The following is a 3,553-nucleotide window of genomic DNA, read 5'->3' as shown; positions in this document are numbered from 1 at the left end:
GTTGCTTCTCCCAGACCGTCCGGGGCTTGCCGCCGCCGCGTTCGCCGTCGGCGATTCTGCCGTGGGCAGATCGCCCACCCCTTCCCTTCGCCCTCCACCCGCCTACGCTGAGAACGTGACCGATCACGCGCCCGACCGCCACGCCCGCGTCCTCCCCCTGCGCCCTCCGGCGCCCGAGGCGACCGACGGGCGCGAGCCCCTGTGGCGGCAGGTGGTCGGTGGTGTGCTGCGGCGTGAGCGGTTGGCTCAGGAACGTACGTTGAAGGACGTCGCCGACTCCGCGCGGATCTCCATGCCGTACCTCTCCGAGGTCGAACGCGGCCTCAAGGAAGCCTCGTCCGAGGTTCTCGCCGCCGCCGCGCAGGCGCTCGGGCTGCGCCTGGCCGACCTGCTGGTGCTCGTGCACGGCGAGATCGTCCGCCTCTCCGCCGTACGGGACGCGGAGCGGGACCGGGGGCGTGGGCGGGCCGGCGGGCTCTCTTCCGTCACGGAACTGCCCAGCGCCCGTTCGCGGCCGGGTGACGTGCGGCTCGCCGCCTGATCCGCCCGGCACGGGGCGTACGGCGCAGGGCGTACGGCACAGCGCGGCACCCGGCCGCGAACGGGCATACGAGACGGCATACGGCCCAGCGGGGCGGCGCCCCGCTGGGCCCGGCCGCGTCCCGTCACAAATGGCGCTTGCTGATCACCTGGTCCGCCAGCCCGTACGCCACCGCCTCCTGCGCGGTGAACACCTTGTCCCTGTCCGTGTCCGCGCGCAGCGTCGCCACCTCGTGCCCGGTGTGCCGCGCCAGGACTTCCTCCATCTGCGCCCGGATCCGCATGATCTCCTTCGCCTCCAGGCTCAGGTCCGACACCGTCCCGCGCCGCACGCCGCTCGCGGGCTGGCCCAGCAGCACCCGCGCGTGCTCCAGCACGAAGCGGCGCCCCTTCTCCCCGCCCGCGAGCAGCACCGCCGCGGTCGACGCCGCCTGCCCCACGCAGAACGTGGAGATGGGGGCGCCGACGAACGTCATCGTGTCGTAGATCGCCATGAGCGAGGTGTACGAGCCGCCGGGTGAGTTGAGGTAGATCGAGATCTCGGTGCCGGGGCTCGCCGACTCCAGGTGGAGGAGCTGGGCGATGACGACGTTCGCGACGCCGTCGTCGATCTCGGTGCCGAGGAAGATGATCCGTTCCGAGAGCAGCCGGCTGTAGATGTCGTACGCGCGCTCGCCGTGCGCGGTGCGCTCGACGACGTTCGGGATCGTGTACTGGCTCATGGTCACAGCCCCATCCGTCGCTTCGAAGCTGCCGGGCGGATGTCGGCGAACGACTCGACGACGTGGTCCACCATTCCGTACTCCTTCGCCTGCTCCGCCGTGAACCACCTGTCGCGGTCGCCGTCGCGGGAGATCGTCGCCTGGTCCTGGCCGGTGTGGTCGGCGAGGAGGCGTTCCATGAGGGTCTTGCTGTACTCCAGGTTGTCCGCCTGGATCTCGATGTCGGCGGCGCTGCCGCCGATGCCCGCGGAGGGCTGGTGCATCATGATCCGCGCGTGCGGCAGCGCGAAACGCTTGCCCTTCGTGCCGACCGTGAGCAGGAACTGCCCCATGCTGGCGGCGAAGCCCATGGCGAGCGTCGCCACGTCGTTGGGGATCAGCCGCATCGTGTCGTAGATGGCGAGGCCGGCGTGGACGGAGCCGCCGGGGCTGTTGACGTAGAGCGCGATGTCGGTGCGCGGGTCCTCGGCGGACAGGAGCAGGAGCTGCGCGCAGACGCGGTTCGCGGAGGCGTCGGTGACCTCGGTGCCGAGGAGGACGATGCGCTGGCCGAGGAGCTGGGCGGACAGGTGGTCGTCGAACCTGGACGGGGGCGGTGCCCCCTCTTCGTCCTCGGCGCGCGGTGCCAGGGCCGGGGACCAGGCCGTGGCGCGGGGCGGTGGTGTCATCGTGCCTCCCTCGTGGATGAGTGGTGCTTGCTGCTTCCACAGTCGGCGGGAGGCGGGGCGAAGGGGAGGGATCTTTGCCCGGGGCAGATACGCCCTGGGCAGAGGGGACCTTCCCGGGAACGTGGCGACAGGCCCGGCATCGCCGCCGGCGGTCAGCGGCCGGTGGCCCATACGGCTCCGCCGAGGGCGCCGGCGGCCGTGCTCAGCAACGCCAGCAGCCGGTACGGGACGTGCTGGACCACCAGGTGGACGCCCCCGACGCGCAGTTCGAGGAAGGGCCGGGAGTCCGGCGTCCGGGGCGGGGTGGAGGTGGGCATGGGCTGATCTCCTCTCGGCCGGGGCGGATCCGGCTAGGGTCAAGCCCAGCGCGCCGCAGCCTGGTTGCGGCAGTCGGCAAGGACACCTTGCGCCCGGCAGGGGCAAGTTGCGGGGTGGGCAAGGTACGGGAGGAGAGCGTGGACGGAGAGCACCGGTTGAGCCGGCCGCGGGCGTTAGGGGCGCTGGACGGCGCGCTGCACAAGGACGTGAAGGTCTTCGCCGGGCACCTGCGGACGCTGCGCGAACGGGCCGGCATGACCTCCGAGGCCCTTGCCGGGGCCCTGGGTGTCGATCCCAGCCGGATGTCGCGGTTCCTGTCCGGACAGAGCCTGCCGCAGCCGCAGTTGCTCACCCGCCTGCACCGGCTGCTCGCCGACGGAGCCGGCGGAGCCGGGGAAGAGGACGGCCCCGACGCGCCGGAGGTGAGCGAGGCGGTCAAGGGCAGCCGCACCCTGCTCTACGCCGCGGCCCGCGCCCGGGGACCGCTGTCCGCCCGCGCCTACGAGGTCGAGGAGCTGAAGGAGAAGTTCGCCGAGCAGCAGGCCGCCACGGCCCGGGAGATGGACGGACTTCAAGGGGAGCTGCGGCAGGAGCGGGCGCATCGCCGGCGTGCCGAGGACGAGCTGGCCAAGTTGCGCGCCGCCGGCGGCCGGCACGACTACGCGGAGCAGGCCGCGCGGCTGGAGCGGGAGCGCGACGCCGCGTTGCGGCGCGTCGCCGAGCTGGAGGGCCTGATCGCCCAGACCGGTGCCCTGCTGCGGCTGCAGGAGCGCGACGCCCGGCGCACCGAGGAGATGGCTGACGACACCCACCGGGAGCTGGCTCTGTGGGAGGAGGGATTCGCACCCGCACCGTCCTCGCCGCTCACGCCCGACATGGACATGGAGGACATCGTCGATCTGCTGGCTGAGCTGCGCGACGAGGACCGCGACGCGGAAGCGGACGGCGCGCTCGCAGACTTCGCCCGCGGCAGGGAGCCGCAGCTGGTGGCCCAGTTGTATGTGCACCTGACGGATGCCGGCCGCGGCATCGACGGGCGGAGGCTGCTTGACACGGCCGCGCGGCTGTGCGACGGCCCTCGCCTGCGGCGGCTGATCCTGTCCTCCGCCGTGAACAAGCAGGGTGTGCAGATTCGTCTGGGCGAGCCCCTGCTTCAGCGTGTGGGTGCGTTGACGCCCGTGACCGAGGTCCTCCGGCTGGCCAAAGCCTTCCGGCACCGCTCCGAACTCGAAGAGCTACGGGATCTGGCCTACCACGCCGGCGCCCGCCGGCCCGAGGAGCTGGCAGAGCTGCGGCGGGCCGGGG

5 protein-coding genes are annotated in these 3,553 nt (G+C 72.6%); 2 read left to right on the top strand and 3 right to left on the bottom strand.

The annotated features are described in order from the left end of the window. Positions 1-115 precede the first annotated feature (115 nt). Positions 116-541 carry a helix-turn-helix domain-containing protein gene (locus I003_RS0129140; protein WP_027774674.1) on the top strand — a complete coding sequence of 142 codons (426 nt, stop codon included), beginning with the start codon at positions 116-118 and terminating at the stop codon, positions 539-541. A 124-nt stretch (positions 542-665) separates the two neighbouring features. Here the strand turns inward: I003_RS0129140 and I003_RS0129135 are convergent, their stop codons facing one another. From I003_RS0129135 to I003_RS36300, 3 genes are all read right to left on the bottom strand, one after another. Continuing rightward, positions 666-1,262 (bottom strand): ATP-dependent Clp protease proteolytic subunit, encoded by a 597-nt coding sequence (locus tag I003_RS0129135; protein WP_027774673.1) that lies wholly within the window; start codon positions 1,260-1,262, stop codon positions 666-668. A gap of 2 nt (positions 1,263-1,264) precedes the next feature. Further along, positions 1,265-1,930 (bottom strand): ATP-dependent Clp protease proteolytic subunit, encoded by a 666-nt coding sequence (locus tag I003_RS0129130; RefSeq protein WP_027774672.1) that lies wholly within the window; start codon positions 1,928-1,930, stop codon positions 1,265-1,267. Between the two features lie 152 nt (positions 1,931-2,082). Beyond that, entirely contained in the window at positions 2,083-2,247 is a 165-nt protein-coding gene (locus tag I003_RS36300) for a hypothetical protein (protein ID WP_158689048.1), read from the bottom strand. Positions 2,248-2,385: 138 nt separating this feature from the next. On the opposite strand from I003_RS36300, the gene I003_RS33795 reads away from it, so the two are divergent. Continuing rightward, positions 2,386-3,553 (top strand): helix-turn-helix domain-containing protein (locus I003_RS33795; protein ID WP_158689047.1); only part of this gene is annotated, 1,168 nt, incomplete at its 3' end.

Source organism: Streptomyces sp. CNQ329 (assembly GCF_000482585.1).
Note: the sequence above shows the minus strand (reverse complement) of the source record. Positions and strands in the feature narration are given on the sequence as shown.